Here is a 16773-nt window from a genome sequence, read left to right on the forward strand (position 1 = left end):
CGCGGTGGGCGGTGGGCCTCAGGGGGCCTGGAGGTCCACGAGTCCGGCCACGGCCGAGCGGTGGGCGCCCGCCGTGCCGTAGGCGATCGAGTCGGCCTTGGCCCGCTTCAGGCAGAGGTGGACCGGGTGTTCCCAGGTCATGCCGATGCCGCCGTGCAGTTGCAGCGCCTCCTCGGCGGCGTGGACCGCGACGGGACCGGCGTAGGACTGGGCGACGGCGACCGTGAGGTCGGTGTCCTGGCCGGTGGTGAGCGCGTCGGCGGCGGCCCGCGCGGCGGCGCGCAGGCTGACGACCTCGAGCCACAGTTGGGCCAGCCGGTGTTTGAGCGCCTGGAAGCCGCCGACCGCCCGGTTGAACTGCTTGCGCTCCTTGAGGTAGCGCACGGTCTCGGTCAACGCCCAGTCGGCGAGCCCGAGTTGTTCGGAGGCGAGCAGTCCGGCGGCGCTGCGCAGGGCACGTCGCACCGCGGGCTCCGCGTCGCCGAGGCGGCGGCCCTCGGCGCCGGTGAGGGTGACCGTGGCGAGCGGGCGGGTCAGGTCGAGCGAGGTCTGCGGGGTGACGGTCGCGGCGCCGGCCTCGACGGCGTACAGCCCGCCGTCCTGCGCCGGCACCAGCAGGACGTCGGCCGCCGCGGCGTCCGCGACGCCGGTCACCTCTCCGTGCAGCCGCCCGTCCTCCAGCCGTACGGCGGGCAGGGCGCCGCCCGGGGCCAGGTGCAGCCCGACCGCCAGGACGCCGACGGTCCGGCCGGACGCCAGCTGGCCCAGCAGCTCCCGGTCACCGCACTCCAGCAGCGCCTCGGTGGCCACCACCGCACTGGCCAGGTAGGGCACCGGTGCCACCGCGCGGCCCAGCTCCTCCAGGACGACGGCGGCCTCGCGGTGCGAGGCGCCCTGGCCGCCCAGTTCCTCGGGGACCAGGAGTCCGGCCAGGCCCATGCCCTCGGTGAGGGACTTCCACAGCGCGCGGTCGTGCGGCGTGTCCGACTCGGCGCGGGCGATCACTCCGGCGGGGTCGCAGTGGTCGGTGAGCAGGTCCCGGACGGCGGCGCGCAGCGCCTCTTCCTCCTCCGAGTACAGCAGGTCGGGCTCGGTGCGGCTCATCGGGCGAGGTCCTTCCAGGCGACGTCCTTGTCGGTGCGCGGCTCGGCGGGCATGCCCAGGACGCGCTCGGCGACGATGTTCAGCAGGACCTCGCTGGTCCCGCCCTCGATGCTGTTGCCCTTGGAGCGCAGGTAGCGGTAGCCGGCGTCGCGGCCGGTGAAGTCCACCAGCTCCGGCCGGCGCATCGTCCAGTCGTCGTACAACAGGCCCTCGGGGCCGCGCAGTTCGACCTCCAGGCCGCTGATCTCCTGGTTGAGGCGGGCGAAGGCGAGCTTCATGCCGGCGCCCTCGGGGCCGGGCTGGCCGGCGACGAGCTGCTGGCGCAGCCGCTCGGCGGTCAGACGGGAGACCTCGGCCTCGACCCAGAGCTTCAGCAGCCGCTGGTGCAGGTCGTGGGTGCGCAGCTCGGGGCGTTCGCGCCAGGTCCTCGCGGCCGGGGCGATCATGCCGCCCTCGCGGGGCAGCCGCATGCCGCCGATGGCGACGCGTTCGTTGTTGAGCGTGGTCTGCGCGACCCGCCAGCCGTCGCCGACCTCGCCGAGGCGGCGGTCGTCGGGGATGCGGACACCGGTGAGGAAGACCTCGTTGAACTCCGCCTCGCCGGTGATCTGGCGCAGCGGGCGCACCTCGACGCCGGGGTCGGTCATGTCGCACAGGAAGTAGGTGATGCCCGCGTGCTTGGGCACGGCCGGGTCGGTGCGGGCGATGAGGATGGCCCAGCGGGCGAGGTGGGCGCTGGACGTCCACACCTTCTGCCCGTCGACCACCCAGTCGCCGCTCGCCTCCTCCCGGACGGCACGGGTGCCGAGCGCGGCCAGGTCGGACCCGGCGCCGGGCTCGCTGAAGAGCTGGCACCAGACCTCCTCGCCGGTCCACAGCGGCCGCAGGAAGCGCTGCTTCTGCTCGTCTGTGCCGTACTTGAGGATCGTCGGGGCGGCCATGCCCAGACCGATGCCGATGCGGCGCGGGTCGTTGTCGGGGGCGCCGGCCGCTTCCAGTTCGGCGTCCACGACGACCTGCAGGGAGCGCGGGGCGCCGAGGCCGCCCAGACCCTCGGGGTAGTGCACCCAGGCGAGGCCCGCGTCGAAGCGGGCGCGCAGGAACTCCAGCCGGTCGGTGGAGGCCGGCGGGTGCGCTGCCAGCAACTCGGCGGTGCGGTGCCTGAGTTCCGCTGCGTCGACGCTCATGCGGCGGCTCCGTCCTGCTGCGCGGGCACGACCACGACGCGGCCGGTGGTGACGCCGTCGGCGACCCGCTGCACGGCGGCCGCGGCCTCGGCGAACGTCACCCGCTCGCTGACCAGGGGCTTGATGGCGCCCCGGGCGGCGAGGTCGGTGAGCTGCTCGTGGCAGTGCTGGACCAGCTCGGGGTTCTTGGTGTTGTACAGGCCCCAGTGCAGGCCGAGGATCGAGTAGTTCTTCACCAGGGCGTGGTTGAGGCCGGGGCTCGGGATGGTGCCGCTGGCGAAGCCGACGACCACGATGCGGCCCTCGAAGGCGACGACCTTCGCGGACTGGGCGTAGGCCTGCCCGCCGACCGGGTCGTAGATCACGTCGGCGCCCCGGCCGCCGGTGGCCTCCTTGACGGCGGCGACCACGTCCTCGGCGCGCCGGTCGACGACGACGTCGCAGCCCAGCTCGCGGGCCACGGCGGCCTTGTCGGCGCCGCCGACGACGCCGATCACGGTGGCGCCGGCCGCCTTGCCGAGCTGGACGGCCGCGCTGCCGACCCCGCCGGCCGCGGCGTGCACCAGCAGCGTCTCGCCGGCCTCCAGGTGCGCCCTGCGGTGCAGGCCGAACCAGCCGGTCTGGTAGCCGATGTGCAGCGCGGAGGCCTCGGCGTCGTCCAGCGCGTCGGGCGCGGGCAGCAGGGCGGCGGCGTCCGCGACGGCGTACTCGGCGAATCCGCCGTGGGGCAGGTCCGGGTTGGCGATGACCCGGCGGCCGTCCTCGGTCTCGCCGCAGATCTCCACGCCGGGGGTGAACGGCAGCGGCGGGGTGACCTGGTACTGGCCGCGGCACATCAGCGCGTCCGGGAAGTTGATGTTCGCGGCGCGCACCTTCAGCAGGACCTGGCCGTCGCGCGGGGCGGGCCGCTCGACGTCCTGGAGCCGCATCACCTCGCTCGGCTCGCCGTTCTCGTGCACCTGCCATGCCTGCATGCGGAGCCTCCAGGGACTGCCTCGTCTGACCGGGGTCGACTGCATACTAAGCGGTCGCTTGCTCCGGGGGGAACAGTCGGATGCGTCACGCAGGAAGGAGCGCCGTCCCCCGCCGCGGCGCGGGGCCGCCTCACGCCCCCTTCGGCCGTGCCCGTACGTGTATCCGCTCGCCCTGCGGCCCGAACAGGCTGAGGAACTCCACCGGCCCCTCCCCCGTCGAGCCGAACCAGTGCGGCACCCGGGTGTCGAACTCGGCCGCCTCCCCGGCCGTCAGCACGACGTCGTGCTCGCCCAGCACCAGCCGCAGCCGCCCGGACAGCACGTAGAGCCACTCGTACCCCTCGTGGGTGCGCGGCTCCGGTGCCGGCTCGCGCTGCGGCTCCAGCACCTTGAACGCCTGCAGCCCGCCCGGCTGGCGGGTCAGCGGCCAGTGGGTACGGCCGTGCCGCACGATCGGCCGGGCCCGCACCCGCGGGTCGCGCACCGAGGGCGCCCCCACGAGCTCGTCCAGCGCCACCTCGTGCGCCCGCGCGAGGGGCAGCAGCAGCTCCAGACTGGGCCTGCGCAGGCCCGACTCCAGGCGGGAGAGCGTGCTCACCGAGATGCCGGTCGCCTCGGACAGGCCGGCCAGCGTCGCGCCCCGCTCCTTGCGGATCCGCCGCAGGCGCGGCCCCACCTCGGCGAGGACCCGGTCCATGGCGTCGTCGTCGGTCATGGACCCATTGCAGTTTCGGCAAATCGCTTTGTCAATGCGCGGGGACCGGAGCGACCGTGCCCGTGGAGGTGGTCACCCATGACCGAGAACCACGACCTGTCCGACGCCTACGAAGTGATCGTCATCGGCGGCGGGGCCGCGGGCCTGTCCGCCGCGCTCGTCCTCGGCCGCGCCCGGCGCCGCACCCTGGTGGTCGACGCGGGCGAGCCGCGCAACGCACCCGCCGCGCACCTGCAGGGCTTCCTGTCCCGGGACGGCATGGCGCCCGCCGAGTTCCTGGCCGTCGGGCGCGAGGAGATCGCCCGCTACGGCGTGCACCTCGTCCGGGACCGGGTGGTGGACGCCCGGCGGGACGGGGACTTCCTCGTCACCCTGGACGGCGGCCGCACCCTGCGCGCCCGGCAGCTGGTCGTCGCGACCGGCCTGAAGGACGAGCTGCCGTCCGTGCCCGGCGTCGCCGAGCGCTTCGGCCGGGACGTCCTGCACTGCCCGTACTGCCACGGCTGGGAGGTGCGCGACCAGGCGTTCGGCGTCCTCGCGGCCAGTGCGCTCAGCGTCCACCAGGCGCTGATGGTGACCCAGTGGTCGAAGGACGTGACGCTCTTCCTGCACCGGGTCGACGAGGCGGAGCTGTCCGACCTGGACCTGCGGCGACTGGCGGCGGCCGGGGTCGCGGTGGTGCCCGGCGAGGTGGCGGGCCTGGTGGTCGACGACGACCGGCTGACCGGAGTGCGGCTGGCCGACGGCAGCGTGCACGCGCGCGAGGCGCTGTTCGTCGCGCCGCGCCCGGTCCCGCGCACCGGCCTGCTGGAACGGCTCGGCGCCGAGCTGTGCGAGACCCCGTTCGGCTCCTATCCGGTGGTCGACGAGCGGGGCCTGACCTCCGTCCCGGGCCTGTGGGCGGCGGGCAACGCGAGCGGCTTCGCCGAGCAGGTCGTCAACGCCGCCAGCCGCGGCTACCGGGCCGGCGCCGCGATCAACGGGGAGCTGCTGATGGCGGACCTGGACGAACGGGTCGCAGCGGCCGGCGCCGCCGGGGTGTAGGCGCCGGTCCGGCGTAGCACCATGGCTGCATGCTGCTGACCCGGCTCGCCGACGTGTCCCGGGAGGTCGCCGCCACCGCGGCACGCTCCCGCAAGATCGCCCTGCTCGCCGAACTCTTCCGGGACGCCGAGCCCGACGACGTGCCGATCGTCATCCCCTACCTCGCGGGCCGGCTGCCGCAGGGCCGGCTCGGCGTCGGCTGGAAGGCCCTGGGCCAGTCCGTCCCCCCGGCGGACGGGCCGACGCTGACCGTGCGGGAGGTGGACGCCCGCCTCACCGAGCTGGGCGAGGTCTCCGGACCCGGGTCGCAGGCGGAACGGGCCCGGCTGGTGGCCGCGTTGATGGGCGCGGCCACCGCCGGGGAGCAGCGCTTCCTGCTGGGCCTGATCACCGGCGAGGTCCGCCAGGGCGCGCTGGACGCGCTCGCGGCCGAGGGGCTGGCGCAGGCCACCGGGGCGCCGCCGGCGGACGTACGGCGTGCGGTGATGCTGGCGGGCTCGCTGCAGGCGGTCGCGCAGGCGCTGCTCGCGCAGGGCCCGACGGCGCTCGACCGGTTCCGGCTCACGGTGGGCCGGCCGGTCCTGCCGATGCTCGCCCACAGCGCGTCCTCGGTGGCGGAGGCGGTCGGCAAGCTGGGCGCCTGCGCGGTGGAGGAGAAGCTGGACGGCATCCGGGTCCAGGTGCACCGGGACGGCGACGCCGTGCGCGTGTACACCCGCACCCTGGACGACATCACCGACCGGCTGCCCGAGGTGACGCGGGCCGCCCTGGGGCTTGCGGGCCGCCGGTTCGTGCTGGACGGCGAGGTGATCGCGTTCGACGACACCGGGCGCCCGCGCTCCTTCCAGGAGACCGCCGGCCGCGTCGGCTCCCGGGTGGACGTGGCGACGGCAGCGGAGGCGGTCCCCGTCTCCCCCGTCTTTTTCGACGCCCTGTCGGTCGACGACCGCGACCTGCTCGACCTGCCGTTCGCCGAGCGGCACGCCGAGCTGGCGCGGCTGGTGCCCGAGCCGATGCGGGTGCGGCGCGCGCTGGCCGCGGGGCCCGACGACGTGCCCGCCATGGAGGGCTTCCTCGCCGGGACGCTGGCACGCGGCCACGAGGGCGTGGTCGTCAAGGCCCTGGACGCGCCCTACAGCGCGGGCCGGCGGGGCGCGTCCTGGCTGAAGGTGAAGCCCGTGCACACGCTCGACCTGGTGGTCCTGGCCGCCGAGTGGGGCCACGGCCGGCGCACCGGGAAGCTGTCCAACCTGCACCTGGGCGCCCGCACCGCCGACGGCGGCTTCGCGATGCTCGGCAAGACCTTCAAGGGCATGACCGACGCGCTGCTGCTCTGGCAGACCGAACGGCTGCGGGACCTGGCCGTCGAGGAGCACGGCTGGGGGGTGACCGTACGCCCCGAACTCGTCGTCGAGATCGCCTACGACGGGCTGCAGCGCTCGACCCGCTATCCGGCCGGGGTGACGCTGCGGTTCGCGCGGGTGCTGCGCTACCGCGAGGACAAGCGCCCCGAGGAGGCCGACACCGTGGAGACCCTGCTGGCCGCGCACCCGGAGGTGGCGCGGTGACGGTCCGGCGCAGCGCGGGCCTGCTGCTGTTCCGGCGCACGGCGGACGGCCCGCAGGTGCTGCTCGGCCACATGGGCGGCCCCTTCTTCGCGAGGAAGGACGCCGGGGCGTGGACGGTCCCCAAGGGCGAGTACGAGCCCGACGAACCGGCCTGGGACGCGGCCCGGCGCGAGTTCCGCGAGGAGCTGGGGCTCGAACCGCCGGACGGCGAGGCGATCGCGCTGGGCGAGGTCAGGCAGACCAACGGCAAGCTCGTCACGGCCTGGGCCGTGGAGGGCGACCTCGATCCGGCGGCGGTCGTGCCGGGCACCTTCACGATGGAGTGGCCGCCGCGGTCGGGCCGGCTGCGGGAGTTCCCGGAGCTGGACCGGGTCGCCTGGTTCGGCCTGGAGCGGGCTCGCGCGGTGATCGTCACGGCGCAGGCCGCGTTTCTGGACCGGCTGGCGGAGCACTCGGCCTGAGCGGCCCGGACGCGGGCGCACGCGTTGCGGCTCCGGCCGCCGCGCGGGAAGGTCGGAGCAGAGTTCAGCTTCCAGGAGGTCGGTCATGCCCATCGCGACGGTCAACCCGGCGAACGGCGAGACGATCAAGACGTACGAGCCGATGGACGAGGAGGAGCTGGAGCGCAGGCTCCAGCTGGCCGAGGCCACGTTCCGCACGTACCGCACGACGTCGTTCGCCGAGCGGGCCGCGCTGCTGGAGCGGGCCGCCGACCTGCTCGACGAGGACCAGGCGGACATCGGACGGGTGATGACCACCGAGATGGGCAAGCCGGTCAAGCAGGCCCGCGCGGAGGCGGCCAAGTGCGCGAAGGCGATGCGCTGGTACGCCGCGCACGCCGAGGCGCTGCTCGCCGACGAGGAGCCGGACCCCTCCGACGTGACCGACTCCGGCGCCTCCCGGGCCGTGGTGCGCTACCGGCCGCTGGGCCCGGTGCTCGCGGTGATGCCGTGGAACTTCCCGCTGTGGCAGGTGGTCCGGTTCGCCGCGCCGGCGCTGATGGCGGGGAACGTCGGCCTGCTCAAGCACGCGTCCAACGTGCCGCAGACCGCCCTGTACCTGGAGGACCTGTTCCACCGGGCGGGCTTCCCCGAGGGCTGCTTCCAGACGCTGCTGGTGGGCTCGGGCGCGATCGACGACATCCTGCGCGACGAGCGGGTCAAGGCCGCGACGCTCACCGGCAGCGAGCCGGCCGGGCGGGCCGTGGCGTCCACCGCGGGCGAGATGATCAAGAAGACGGTGCTGGAGCTGGGCGGCAGCGACCCGTTCATCGTGATGCCGTCCGCCGACCTCGACCGCGCCGCGCAGGTCGCGGTCACCGCGCGCGTGCAGAACAACGGCCAGTCCTGCATCGCCGCCAAGCGGTTCATCGTCCACGCGGACGTGTACGACGCGTTCGCCGAGCGGTTCGTCGCCGGGATGCGGGCGCTGACGGTGGGCGACCCGCTGGACGAGGACACCGAGGTGGGGCCGCTGGCGAGCGAGCAGGGCCGGGACGACCTGGAGGAACTGGTCGACGACGCCCGGCGCGGCGGGGCGCGGGTGCTGTGCGGCGGCGAACGGCCCGACGGGCCGGGCTGGTACTACCCGCCGACCGTCGTCGCGGACGTCACCCGGGAGATGCGCATCCACCGCGAGGAGACGTTCGGGCCGGTCGCCACGCTGTACCGGGCCCGTGACCTGGACGAGGCGGTGCTCATCGCCAACGACTCGCTGTTCGGCCTGAGTTCGAACGTCTGGACGCGCGACGAGGCCGAGGTGGACCGCTTCGTGCGGGACCTGGAGGCCGGGGGCGTCTTCGTCAACGGCATGACGGCCTCGCACCCGGCACTGCCGTTCGGCGGGGTGAAGCGGTCGGGCTACGGGCGTGAGCTGTCCGGGCACGGAATCCGCGAGTTCTGCAACATCACCACGGTCTGGCACGGTGCGTGACGGTTCCGCGGCTACGATCCGCTGTGTGAACCGCGAAGTGACTCTCCCCCTGATCGTCGACGACCACGGCACCCTGCAGGTGGCCGCGGCCGACGTGAGCAAGCTGTTGCGGACGGTGGGTGCGCGGTGGGTCCGGCTCGTCGAGGCCGGGGAGGACCTGGACGAGGACACGGTGGCCGCGCTGGCCATCGAACTGGCGAAGCTGGCCGACCGGATCGACGTGGCGTGCATCGCGCACAGCAGCGGCGGCGCGCCCTGATCCACCGGGCATCCGGCCGGCAGCCCCTCCCCTACGTCACTTCACCTGGCCCGCGAAGATCGACGTCTCCGAGTCGAAGTCCGGTGCCACCTCGATCTGCAGGTACTTCTCCTTCTTGGGCAGTTCGCAGCCCCAGGTGAAGGAGAGGGACCGGCCGGCCAGGACGCTGGTGTCGGGGGTGCCGTCCAGCCCGTCGTCGAAGATCGAGTCGCTCTCCTTGCCCTCGTCGCCGTAGGCGCAGCTCACGGTCAGGGAGGTGGCGTCGAAGGTCTTGCCGGAGTTGTTGACGACCTTGATGGTGAACTTCGCGTAGGGCGTGTTCTCCGGGGACGCGTAGTCGTTGGAGACGCCGCGGGAGAACTTGCTCAGGCTGATCTCCACGTCGTTGTCGTAGGCGACGGTGTCCGTCAGCGCGTAGGCGCCGTCGTCGGTGGCGTCGGCGGAGGGCTCGTCACCCGTGCCGGCGGTGTCCGCGCCGTCCGCCGTGTCCGCGGCGTCGGCGGTGTCCGCGTCCACGGCGGTCTCGGTCACGGTGACCGTGGGGGCGGCCTCGGGTCCGCCGTCGCCGGACGTGGTGACCAGCGCGGTGACGGCCGACGAGAGGATCGCCGCGCCCACGGCCGCGAGCGCCGCGACGAGGGCCGTCGGGGGTCTCTTCGGCGGCGGGGGCGGCGGCGGGAACAGCGGGCCGTACCCCGGCACGGTGGGCGGCGGTGGCGGCGGTGGCGGCGGTGTGAAGTCGTTGCTCATGGTCCCCCCAGGGAAGTGCCGTCGATTCTGTGGAGAATCTGTTGAGAAGTGAATCATCCCTGCTGGGGGCGCCCTTGGGGAGGGGCGGGGTGCGTGGGGTCTCGGAACTGCTCCCGGGACCCCACGGGTGACGGTGCGTCAGCGGATCGGCATCCCCGACAGGGTGCGGGCGATGACCAGGCGCTGGATCTCGCTCGTGCCCTCGAAGATGGTGTAGATCGCGGCGTCGCGGTGCATGCGCTCCACCGGGTACTCGCGGGTGTAGCCGTTGCCGCCGAGGATCTGGACGGCCTGGGCGGTGACCTTCTTGGCGGTCTCGCTGGCGAACAGCTTCGACATGGAGCCCTCGGCCGCGGTGAACGGCTTGCCGTTGACGGCCATCCAGGAGGCGCGCCACACCAGCAGGCGCGCCGCGTCGATCTGGGTGCGCATGTCGGCGAGCTGGAAGGCCACGCCCTGGTTGTCGATGATCGGGCGGCCGAACTGCTCACGCGTCTTCGCGTAGTCGAGGGCGACCTCGTAGGCGGCGCGGGCGGTGCCGACGGCCATCGCGCCGACGGCCGGGCGGGACGCCTCGAAGGTGGCCATGGCCGCGTTCTTCACGCGCTCGCCGCCCGCCTTGGCCCGCTCGCGGGCCCGGGCCAGGCGCTCGTCCAGCTTCTCCTTGCCGCCCAGCAGGCAGGAGCCCGGCACGCGCACGTTGTCGAGGATCACCTCGGCGGTGTGCGAGGCGCGGATGCCGTGCTTCTTGAACTTCTGGCCCTGGGCCAGACCGGGGGTGTTCGGCGGGACGATGAAGGACGCGTGGCCCTTGGAGCCCAGTTCGGGGTCGACGACGGCCACCACGACGTGCACGTTGGCGATGCCGCCGTTGGTCGCCCAGGTCTTCGTCCCGTTGAGGACCCACTCGTCCTTGGCCTCGTCGTAGACGGCGCGGGTGCGCATCGAGGAGACGTCGGAGCCGGCGTCGGGCTCGGAGGAGCAGAACGCGGCGACCTTCACGTCGTTGACGTCGCCGTACATCTGCGGGATCCAGGTGCCGATCTGCTCCTCGGTGCCGTTGGCGAGGACGCCCACCGCGGCGAGGCCGGTGCCGACGATCGACAGCGCGATGCCCGCGTCACCCCAGAACAGCTCCTCCATGGCCATCGGGATGCCGAGGCCGGTGGCGTCGAAGTACTGCTGGGCGTAGAAGTCCAGGGAGTAGATGCCGACCTTCGCGGCCTCCTGGATGACCGGCCAGGGGGTCTCCTCGCGCTCGTCCCACTCGGCGGCCGCGGGGCGGATCACGTCGGCGGCGAACCCGTGGAGCCAGTCGCGGACCTCCTTCTGTTCGTCGTTGAGCTCCATGGTGAACTCGGCCATGTCCCCTCCAGCGGCGGCGCACGTGCGGTGTTACTTACGGTAACACGCAGTCTGTTACCCACCAGTAGGAAAAGTCAACTCCTGATGACGGCCCGGCAGCCCGTTCGATGTCGGGGCACGCCCGGGTGTTAGTTTGCGCAGGCGTCACCGAATCAGCACGGGTGGGGAGAGCAGATGGACACCACACAGCGGACCGAGCAGCAGCGGTCCGCCGACCGCCGCCGGCGCGAGCTGCTGGAGGCCGCCGACCGGGTGGTGCTCCGCGACGGACCGCAGGCCTCGATGAACGCCATCGCCGCGGAAGCCGGCATCACCAAGCCGATCCTGTACCGCCACTTCGGCGACAAGGGCGGGCTCTACGCCGCCCTCGCCAAGCGGCACACCGACGCGCTCCTCGCCTCCCTGCGGGCCGCGCTGGACGCCCCGGCGGACCGGCGCGAGCGCGTGGAGGCCACCTTGGACACCTACCTCGCGGCGATCGAGGCCCGGCCGCAGGTCTACCGGTTCCTCATGCATCCGGCGGAGGGGTCCCAGAGCGGCGACCAGAGCGCGGACCAGGGCTTCGACGTCGGCAAGCACTCGGCCCCGCTGCTGCGGCGGATGGGCGAGGAACTGGCCACGGTCATCGAGGAGCGGCTCGACCTCGGACCCGGCACCCAGCAGCTCGCCCGGGTCTGGGGGCACGGCATCGTCGGCATGATGCACGCCGCCGGGGACTGGTGGTTGGGCGAACGGCCCTGCACCCGCGCCGAACTGGTCCGCGGCCTCGCCGACCTGCTGTGGGGCCGGCTCGCCGCCGCCGGGGACAAGGTCGGCGGACCGGGCTTCTGACCGCCGGTGCGCGCGGGCGGTCCGGCGCCCGGTCACCGGCTCCAGGACGCCCGGGCCACCTGCCGCGCCAGCCTGCGCCGGCGCCAGCCCGTCAGGCGGTCCGCGTACACCGTGCCCTCCAGGTGGTCCGTCTCGTGCTGCAGGCACCGGGCGAAGAACCCCGTCCCGTGCACGGTCACCGGCTCCCCCGTCACCGTGCGGCCCTCGACCACCGCGTGGTCGTAGCGCTCGGTGCCCGCCTCGAGGCCCGGCAGGGACAGACAGCCCTCGGGGCCGCGGAGCACCACGCCGTCGGCCTCCACCAGGCGCGGGTTGACCACGTGGCCGACGTGGCGGACCTCGTCGTCGTCCGGGCAGTCGTACACGAACACCCGCCGGGAGTCCCCCACCTGGTTGGCCGCCAGGCCCACCCCGCGCGCCGCATACATCGTCGCGAACAAATCCTCCACAAAGGACGCCAGTTCCGGGCCGAAGTCCGTGACATCCTTGCAGGGCTCGTGCAGCACCGGGTTGCCGAGCAGGGTGAGGGGCCGGACGCGCCCGCGGGCGCCCGGGATCGAGCCGTGTCGCATGGCGGCAAGGGTACGGCCCCGCTCCCGGGCACCGGCCCGCCCCCGCCGCGCAGGCGCGGGCCGGGATTCGGGAGTGCGCAGCGATCTCGATAGGCTGACCACCACCACGGTGCCGTCAGGCTCGCAGTCTGTCGGAATGGTCAGGCACACCCTGAGCGCGGCGCGTACGCAAGGAGGATCGAGAACTGATGGCAGGCAACTCGGACCCGCTCTCGCCGCGGGCCAAGCTGGCCGTGACCGCGGGCAAGGCGGTCGCGGCGGCGTCCCGTGCCGCCGGACGCGGCAGCGGTTCGGTGATCGGCGGCCGGGTGGCGCTGAAACTCGACCCCGACCTCCTCGCCCGCCTCGCCCAGAACCTGGACGTCGTCCTGGTCTCGGCGACCAACGGCAAGACCACGACCACCCGGCTCATCGCCGAGGCGCTGGGCGCCGCGGGGCCGGTCGTCTCCAACGCCCTCGGCGCCAACATGCCGGCCGGCATCACCTCGGCGCTGGCGGGCGGCTCGGAGGCCCGGTACGGCGTGATCGAGGTCGACGAGAAGTACCTCGCCGGTGTCGCCCGCGACACCGACCCCAAGTGCATCGCCCTGCTCAACCTCTCGCGCGACCAGCTCGACCGCGCCGCCGAGACCCGGATGCTCGCCGAGAACTGGCGCGAGGGACTCGCCGGCTCCAAGGCCGTGATCGTGGCCAACGCCGACGACCCGCTGGTCGTGTGGGCCGCGTCCTCCTCCCCCAACGTGGTGTGGGTGGCCGCCGGGCAGATGTGGAAGGACGACGCCTGGTCCTGCCCGTCCTGCGGCGGCGTCATGCAGCGCCCCGGCGAGGACTGGTTCTGCGGCGAGTGCGGTTTCCGCCGGCCGACCCCGAGCTGGGCCCTGTCCGGCGACCACGTCCTCGACCCGCACGGCTCGGCCTGGCCGATCCACCTCCAGCTCCCGGGCCGCGCCAACAAGGCCAACGCCGCCTCCTCCGCCGCCGTCGCCGCCGTGTTCGGGGTGCCGCCGCAGGTGGCCCTGGAGCGGATGTACCAGGTGCAGGCCGTCGCCGGCCGCTACGACGTGGTGCAGTTCATGCAGCGCGACCTCCGGCTGCTGCTCGCGAAGAACCCGGCGGGCTGGCTCGAGACGTTCAGCCTGATCGACCCCCCGCCCACCCCGGTGATCCTCTCCGTCAACGCCCGCGGCGCCGACGGCACCGACACCTCCTGGCTGTGGGACGTGGACTACACCCGGCTGACCGGCCACCCGATCTGCGTGATCGGCGACCGCAAGCTGGACCTCGCGGTGCGCCTGGAGGTGGCCAACCAGCACTTCCAGGTCTGCGAGGACCTCGACGAGGCCGTGCGCGCCGCCCCGCCCGGGCGGATCGAGGTCATCGCGAACTACACCGCCTTCCAGGACCTGCGCCGCCGCGTCGGCAACTGACACACAGGGGACTTTTGTGAGCGACAACAGCCTGCGGGTCGTCTGGGTCTACCCGGACCTGCTCAGCACCTACGGCGACCAGGGCAACGTCCTGGTCGTGGAGCGCCGGGCGCGCCAGCGCGGCCTCGACGTGGCCCGGCTCGACGTGCGCAGCGACCAGCCGATCCCCACCTCGGGCGACATCTACCTGATCGGCGGCGGCGAGGACCGCCCGCAGCGGCTCGCGGCCGAGCGGCTGCTGCGCGACGGGCACCTGTTCCAGGCGGTGAACAACGGCGCCATCGTGTTCGCGGTGTGCGCCGGCTACCAGATCCTCGGCCACGAGTTCGTCAACGACCTCGGCCAGCGCCAGCCCGGCCTCGGCCTGCTCGACGTGACCACCGTGCGCGGCACCGGCGAGCGCTGCGTGGGCGACGTGCTCGCGGACATCGACGCCCCGCTCGGCCTGCCGGCGCTGACCGGCTTCGAGAACCACCAGGGCATCACCCACCTCGGTCCGACGGCCCGCCCGCTGGCCCGGGTCCGCTTCGGCAAGGGCAACGGCACCGGCGACGGCACCGAGGGCGCGTACAACGACACCGTGTTCGGCACGTACATGCACGGCCCGGTGCTGGCCCGCAACCCGCAGATCGCGGACCTGATGCTGAAGCTGGCGCTCGACGTGAACGCGCTGCCGCCGACCGACGACCGCTGGTACGAGGCGCTGCGCACCGAGCGCATCGCGGCCGCCCAGCAGCCCGCCTGACACCGGCCGCCCGAGCCCGTCTGACACCACGTCCGCACAGGTGAGCGGGGTCGTCCAGCAGGCGGACGGACGCTACGGACAGGACCCCCGCTGCCGCTAGGGTGGCGGGGATCGAGCCGGACAGCGTGGTCCGGTCCTGTGCCCACGTTGAGAAGGTTGTTTCGGGCTATGCGCATTGGTGTCCTCACGTCCGGCGGCGACTGCCCCGGCCTGAACGCCGTCATCCGGTCCGTCGTGCACCGCGCCGTCGTCGACCACGGCGACGAGGTCATCGGCTTCCGGGACGGGTGGAAGGGCCTCCTGGAGTGCGACTACCTCAAGCTCGACCTCGACGCGGTGGGCGGCATCCTCGCCCGCGGCGGCACCATCCTCGGCTCCTCCCGGGTCCAGCCCTCGCACCTGCGGGACGGCGTGGAGCGGGCCAAGGGCCACCTGCAGGAGCTGGGTCTCGACGCGATCATCCCGATCGGCGGTGAGGGCACGCTGAAGGCGGCCCGCCTGATGTCGGACAGCGGGCTGCCCGTCGTGGGCGTGCCGAAGACCATCGACAACGACATCGCGGTCACCGACGTCACCTTCGGCTTCGACACGGCCGTCGGAGTGGCGACGGACGCGCTGGACCGCCTGAAGACGACCGCCGAGTCCCACCAGCGGGTGCTGGTCGTGGAGGTCATGGGCCGGCACACCGGCTGGATAGCGCTGCACTCCGGGATGGCGGCGGGCGCCCACGCGATCGTGGTGCCCGAGCGGCCCTTCGACATCGAGGAGCTGACCCGGCGGGTCGGTGAGCGGTTCGAGGCGGGCAAGCGGTTCGCCATCGTGGTGGCCGCCGAGGGCGCCAAGCCGGCGCCCGGGTCCATGGACTTCGACGAGGGCGGCAAGGACATCTACGGCCACGAGCGGTTCGCCGGGATCGCCCGCCAGCTCTCCCTGGAGCTGGAGCAGCGGCTCGGCAAGGAGGCCCGGCCGGTCATCCTCGGGCACGTGCAGCGCGGCGGGACGCCGACGGCGTACGACCGGGTGCTGGCGACGCGGTTCGGCTGGCACGCGGTGGAGGCCGTGCACCGGGGCGACTTCGGGATGATGACGGCGCTGCGCGGGACGGACATCGTGATGGTGTCGCTGGCGGAGGCCGTCGAGACGCTGAAGACCGTGCCGGCGGAGCGGTACGCCGAGGCGGAGTGCGTGCTGTAGCCGTCCGCCGGGGCACCGGGGCCGTCCCCGCGCCCCGGTCCCGCCCGGCTGTCGTGGCCCCCGGTCGAAGGTTCGGCCGGGGGCCGCTCTAGTCTTGGTCCGGACGTACTCGTACAACCCCCACGAAACAGGAGCCGGCCGATGGACCACAGCGGGCACGGCATGCCCATGGATCTGGCGCCCTTCACGCTCGGGCGCGGGCTTCAGTGGTCGGCGGATCCGTTCTTCCTCGTCGCCTGCGTGGCGGGGGTCGCCCTGTACGGGTGGGGGGTGCTGCGGCTGCGGCGGCGCGGGGACGCCTGGCCGGTGAGCCGCACGGTGTCGTACGTCGTCGGAGTGCTGACCATCGGGCTCGTGATGTGCACCCGGCTGAACGACTACGGCATGGTCATGTTCAGCGTGCACATGGTCCAGCACATGGTCATCAGCATGCTGTCCCCCATCCTGATCCTGCTCGGCGCCCCGGTCACCCTGGCGCTGCGCGCGCTGCCGGTGGCCGGCCGGGGCCGCAAGGGGCCCCGCGAGCTGCTGCTGGCGTTCCTGCACAGCCGGTACATGCGGGTCGTCACGCACCCGGCGTTCACCATCCCGCTGTTCATCGCCAGCCTGTACGCGCTGTACTTCACCCCGTTGTTCGACTTCCTGATGGGCTCCAGGACGGGGCACGTCGCGATGATGGTGCACTTCCTCGCGGTGGGCGTGGTCTTCTTCTGGCCGATCATCGGCGTGGACCCGGGGCCGCACCGGCCCGGCTACCTGATGCGGATGCTGGAGCTGTTCGCGGGCATGCCGTTCCACGCGTTCTTCGGGATCGCGCTGATGATGGCGTCGACGCCCATGGTGGAGACCTTCAAGAACCCGCCGGCCTCGCTCGGCATCGACGCGCTGTCCGACCAGAACGCGGCCGGCGGCATCGCCTGGGCGTTCAGCGAGATCCCGTCCGTGCTCGTGCTGATAGCGCTGCTGTTCCAGTGGTACCGCTCCGAGCAGCGCCAGGCCCGGCGCACGGACCGGGCCGCCGACCGGGACGGCGACAAGGAGCTCGAGGCGTACAACGCGTATCTGGCCTCTCTCAACACCCGCGGGAGCTGATCGGGCGGCTGAGG

General features: G+C 73.3%; 17 protein-coding genes. 10 read left to right on the plus strand and 7 right to left on the minus strand.

Features of this window, described 5'->3' with window-relative positions; all coding sequences use genetic code 11:
• Positions 1–18: 18 nt before the first annotated feature.
• The 4 genes from E4U92_RS10290 to E4U92_RS10305 all read right to left on the minus strand — a co-directional run bounded on the left by E4U92_RS10290 (position 19) and on the right by E4U92_RS10305 (position 3980).
• Positions 19–1104, minus strand: coding sequence for an acyl-CoA dehydrogenase family protein (locus E4U92_RS10290; RefSeq protein ID WP_137299995.1), 1086 nt, complete (start codon positions 1102–1104; stop codon positions 19–21).
• A complete protein-coding gene (locus tag E4U92_RS10295; RefSeq protein WP_137299996.1) occupies positions 1101–2291 on the minus strand; it encodes an acyl-CoA dehydrogenase family protein in 1191 nt (396 codons plus the stop codon). The genes E4U92_RS10290 and E4U92_RS10295 overlap by 4 nt, the downstream gene beginning before the upstream one ends.
• Positions 2288–3265: an NADPH:quinone oxidoreductase family protein gene (locus E4U92_RS10300; protein WP_137299997.1), complete on the minus strand. Its 978-nt coding sequence runs from the start codon at positions 3263–3265 to the stop codon at positions 2288–2290. Before E4U92_RS10300 ends, E4U92_RS10295 begins: the two co-directional genes overlap by 4 nt.
• A gap of 130 nt (positions 3266–3395) precedes the next feature.
• Positions 3396–3980: a helix-turn-helix domain-containing protein gene (locus E4U92_RS10305; RefSeq protein WP_137299998.1), complete on the minus strand. Its 585-nt coding sequence runs from the start codon at positions 3978–3980 to the stop codon at positions 3396–3398.
• Between the two features lie 78 nt (positions 3981–4058).
• Here E4U92_RS10305 and E4U92_RS10310 point away from each other — a divergent pair, with 78 nt between their 5' ends.
• From E4U92_RS10310 to E4U92_RS10330, 5 genes are all read left to right on the plus strand, one after another.
• The gene (locus E4U92_RS10310) at positions 4059–5024 is read left to right on the plus strand and encodes an NAD(P)/FAD-dependent oxidoreductase (RefSeq protein WP_137299999.1); all 966 of its coding nucleotides are present in this window, start codon (positions 4059–4061) and stop codon (positions 5022–5024) included.
• Positions 5025–5053: 29 nt separating this feature from the next.
• Positions 5054–6592, plus strand: coding sequence for an ATP-dependent DNA ligase (locus tag E4U92_RS10315; protein WP_137300000.1), 1539 nt, complete (start codon positions 5054–5056; stop codon positions 6590–6592).
• Positions 6589–7053 carry an NUDIX hydrolase gene (locus E4U92_RS10320; protein ID WP_137300001.1) on the plus strand — a complete coding sequence of 155 codons (465 nt, stop codon included), beginning with the start codon at positions 6589–6591 and terminating at the stop codon, positions 7051–7053. Before E4U92_RS10315 ends, E4U92_RS10320 begins: the two co-directional genes overlap by 4 nt.
• Positions 7054–7138: 85 nt before the next feature.
• Positions 7139–8524, plus strand: a complete 1386-nt coding sequence (locus tag E4U92_RS10325) for an NADP-dependent succinic semialdehyde dehydrogenase (protein WP_137300002.1) — start codon at positions 7139–7141, stop codon at positions 8522–8524.
• A 25-nt stretch (positions 8525–8549) separates the two neighbouring features.
• Positions 8550–8783: a DUF6213 family protein gene (locus tag E4U92_RS10330; protein ID WP_137300003.1), complete on the plus strand. Its 234-nt coding sequence runs from the start codon at positions 8550–8552 to the stop codon at positions 8781–8783.
• Between the two features lie 36 nt (positions 8784–8819).
• Here the strand turns inward: E4U92_RS10330 and E4U92_RS10335 are convergent, their stop codons facing one another.
• Entirely contained in the window at positions 8820–9533 is a 714-nt protein-coding gene (locus tag E4U92_RS10335; protein ID WP_137300004.1) for a hypothetical protein, read from the minus strand.
• 138 nt (positions 9534–9671) lie between these two features.
• Positions 9672–10898 (minus strand): acyl-CoA dehydrogenase family protein, encoded by a 1227-nt coding sequence (locus E4U92_RS10340; RefSeq protein ID WP_137300005.1) that lies wholly within the window; start codon positions 10896–10898, stop codon positions 9672–9674.
• A 174-nt stretch (positions 10899–11072) separates the two neighbouring features.
• Here E4U92_RS10340 and E4U92_RS10345 point away from each other — a divergent pair, with 174 nt between their 5' ends.
• Positions 11073–11729: a TetR/AcrR family transcriptional regulator gene (locus E4U92_RS10345; protein WP_137300006.1), complete on the plus strand. Its 657-nt coding sequence runs from the start codon at positions 11073–11075 to the stop codon at positions 11727–11729.
• Positions 11730–11761: 32 nt separating this feature from the next.
• On the opposite strand, the gene def is transcribed toward E4U92_RS10345, so the two are convergent.
• A complete protein-coding gene (gene def / locus E4U92_RS10350; protein WP_137300007.1) occupies positions 11762–12301 on the minus strand; it encodes a peptide deformylase in 540 nt (179 codons plus the stop codon).
• Positions 12302–12489: 188 nt separating this feature from the next.
• Between def and E4U92_RS10355 the strand changes: the two genes are divergently transcribed.
• The 4 genes from E4U92_RS10355 (at position 12490) to E4U92_RS10370 (ending at position 16759) form a co-directional block, all read left to right on the plus strand.
• Positions 12490–13728 carry a MurT ligase domain-containing protein gene (locus tag E4U92_RS10355; protein WP_067227575.1) on the plus strand — a complete coding sequence of 413 codons (1239 nt, stop codon included), beginning with the start codon at positions 12490–12492 and terminating at the stop codon, positions 13726–13728.
• 16 nt (positions 13729–13744) lie between these two features.
• Positions 13745–14473, plus strand: a complete 729-nt coding sequence (locus E4U92_RS10360) for a type 1 glutamine amidotransferase (protein ID WP_137300008.1) — start codon at positions 13745–13747, stop codon at positions 14471–14473.
• Between the two features lie 168 nt (positions 14474–14641).
• Positions 14642–15667 carry a 6-phosphofructokinase gene (locus E4U92_RS10365; protein WP_137300009.1) on the plus strand — a complete coding sequence of 342 codons (1026 nt, stop codon included), beginning with the start codon at positions 14642–14644 and terminating at the stop codon, positions 15665–15667.
• Positions 15668–15808: 141 nt separating this feature from the next.
• The gene (locus tag E4U92_RS10370; protein ID WP_137300010.1) at positions 15809–16759 is read left to right on the plus strand and encodes a cytochrome c oxidase assembly protein; all 951 of its coding nucleotides are present in this window, start codon (positions 15809–15811) and stop codon (positions 16757–16759) included.
• The last annotated feature ends 14 nt before the right edge of the window (positions 16760–16773 follow it).

Origin of the sequence: Streptomyces galbus (genome assembly GCF_005280195.1) — a bacterium.
Taxonomy (GTDB): Bacteria; Actinomycetota; Actinomycetes; order Streptomycetales; family Streptomycetaceae; genus Streptomyces; species Streptomyces galbus.

Coding starts and splice junctions, on each gene's coding strand:
- E4U92_RS10290 (WP_137299995.1), bottom strand. CDS start 1,104: ATGAGCCGCACCGAGCCCGACCTGCTGTACTCGGAGGAGGAAGAGGCG.
- E4U92_RS10295 (WP_137299996.1), bottom strand. CDS start 2,291: ATGAGCGTCGACGCAGCGGAACTCAGGCACCGCACCGCCGAGTTGCTG.
- E4U92_RS10300 (WP_137299997.1), bottom strand. CDS start 3,265: ATGCAGGCATGGCAGGTGCACGAGAACGGCGAGCCGAGCGAGGTGATG.
- E4U92_RS10305 (WP_137299998.1), bottom strand. CDS start 3,980: ATGACCGACGACGACGCCATGGACCGGGTCCTCGCCGAGGTGGGGCCG.
- E4U92_RS10310 (WP_137299999.1), top strand. CDS start 4,059: ATGACCGAGAACCACGACCTGTCCGACGCCTACGAAGTGATCGTCATC.
- E4U92_RS10315 (WP_137300000.1), top strand. CDS start 5,054: ATGCTGCTGACCCGGCTCGCCGACGTGTCCCGGGAGGTCGCCGCCACC.
- E4U92_RS10325 (WP_137300002.1), top strand. CDS start 7,139: ATGCCCATCGCGACGGTCAACCCGGCGAACGGCGAGACGATCAAGACG.
- E4U92_RS10335 (WP_137300004.1), bottom strand. CDS start 9,533: ATGAGCAACGACTTCACACCGCCGCCACCGCCGCCACCGCCGCCCACC.
- E4U92_RS10340 (WP_137300005.1), bottom strand. CDS start 10,898: ATGGCCGAGTTCACCATGGAGCTCAACGACGAACAGAAGGAGGTCCGC.
- E4U92_RS10345 (WP_137300006.1), top strand. CDS start 11,073: ATGGACACCACACAGCGGACCGAGCAGCAGCGGTCCGCCGACCGCCGC.
- def (WP_137300007.1), bottom strand. CDS start 12,301: ATGCGACACGGCTCGATCCCGGGCGCCCGCGGGCGCGTCCGGCCCCTC.
- E4U92_RS10355 (WP_067227575.1), top strand. CDS start 12,490: ATGGCAGGCAACTCGGACCCGCTCTCGCCGCGGGCCAAGCTGGCCGTG.
- E4U92_RS10365 (WP_137300009.1), top strand. CDS start 14,642: ATGCGCATTGGTGTCCTCACGTCCGGCGGCGACTGCCCCGGCCTGAAC.
- E4U92_RS10370 (WP_137300010.1), top strand. CDS start 15,809: ATGGACCACAGCGGGCACGGCATGCCCATGGATCTGGCGCCCTTCACG.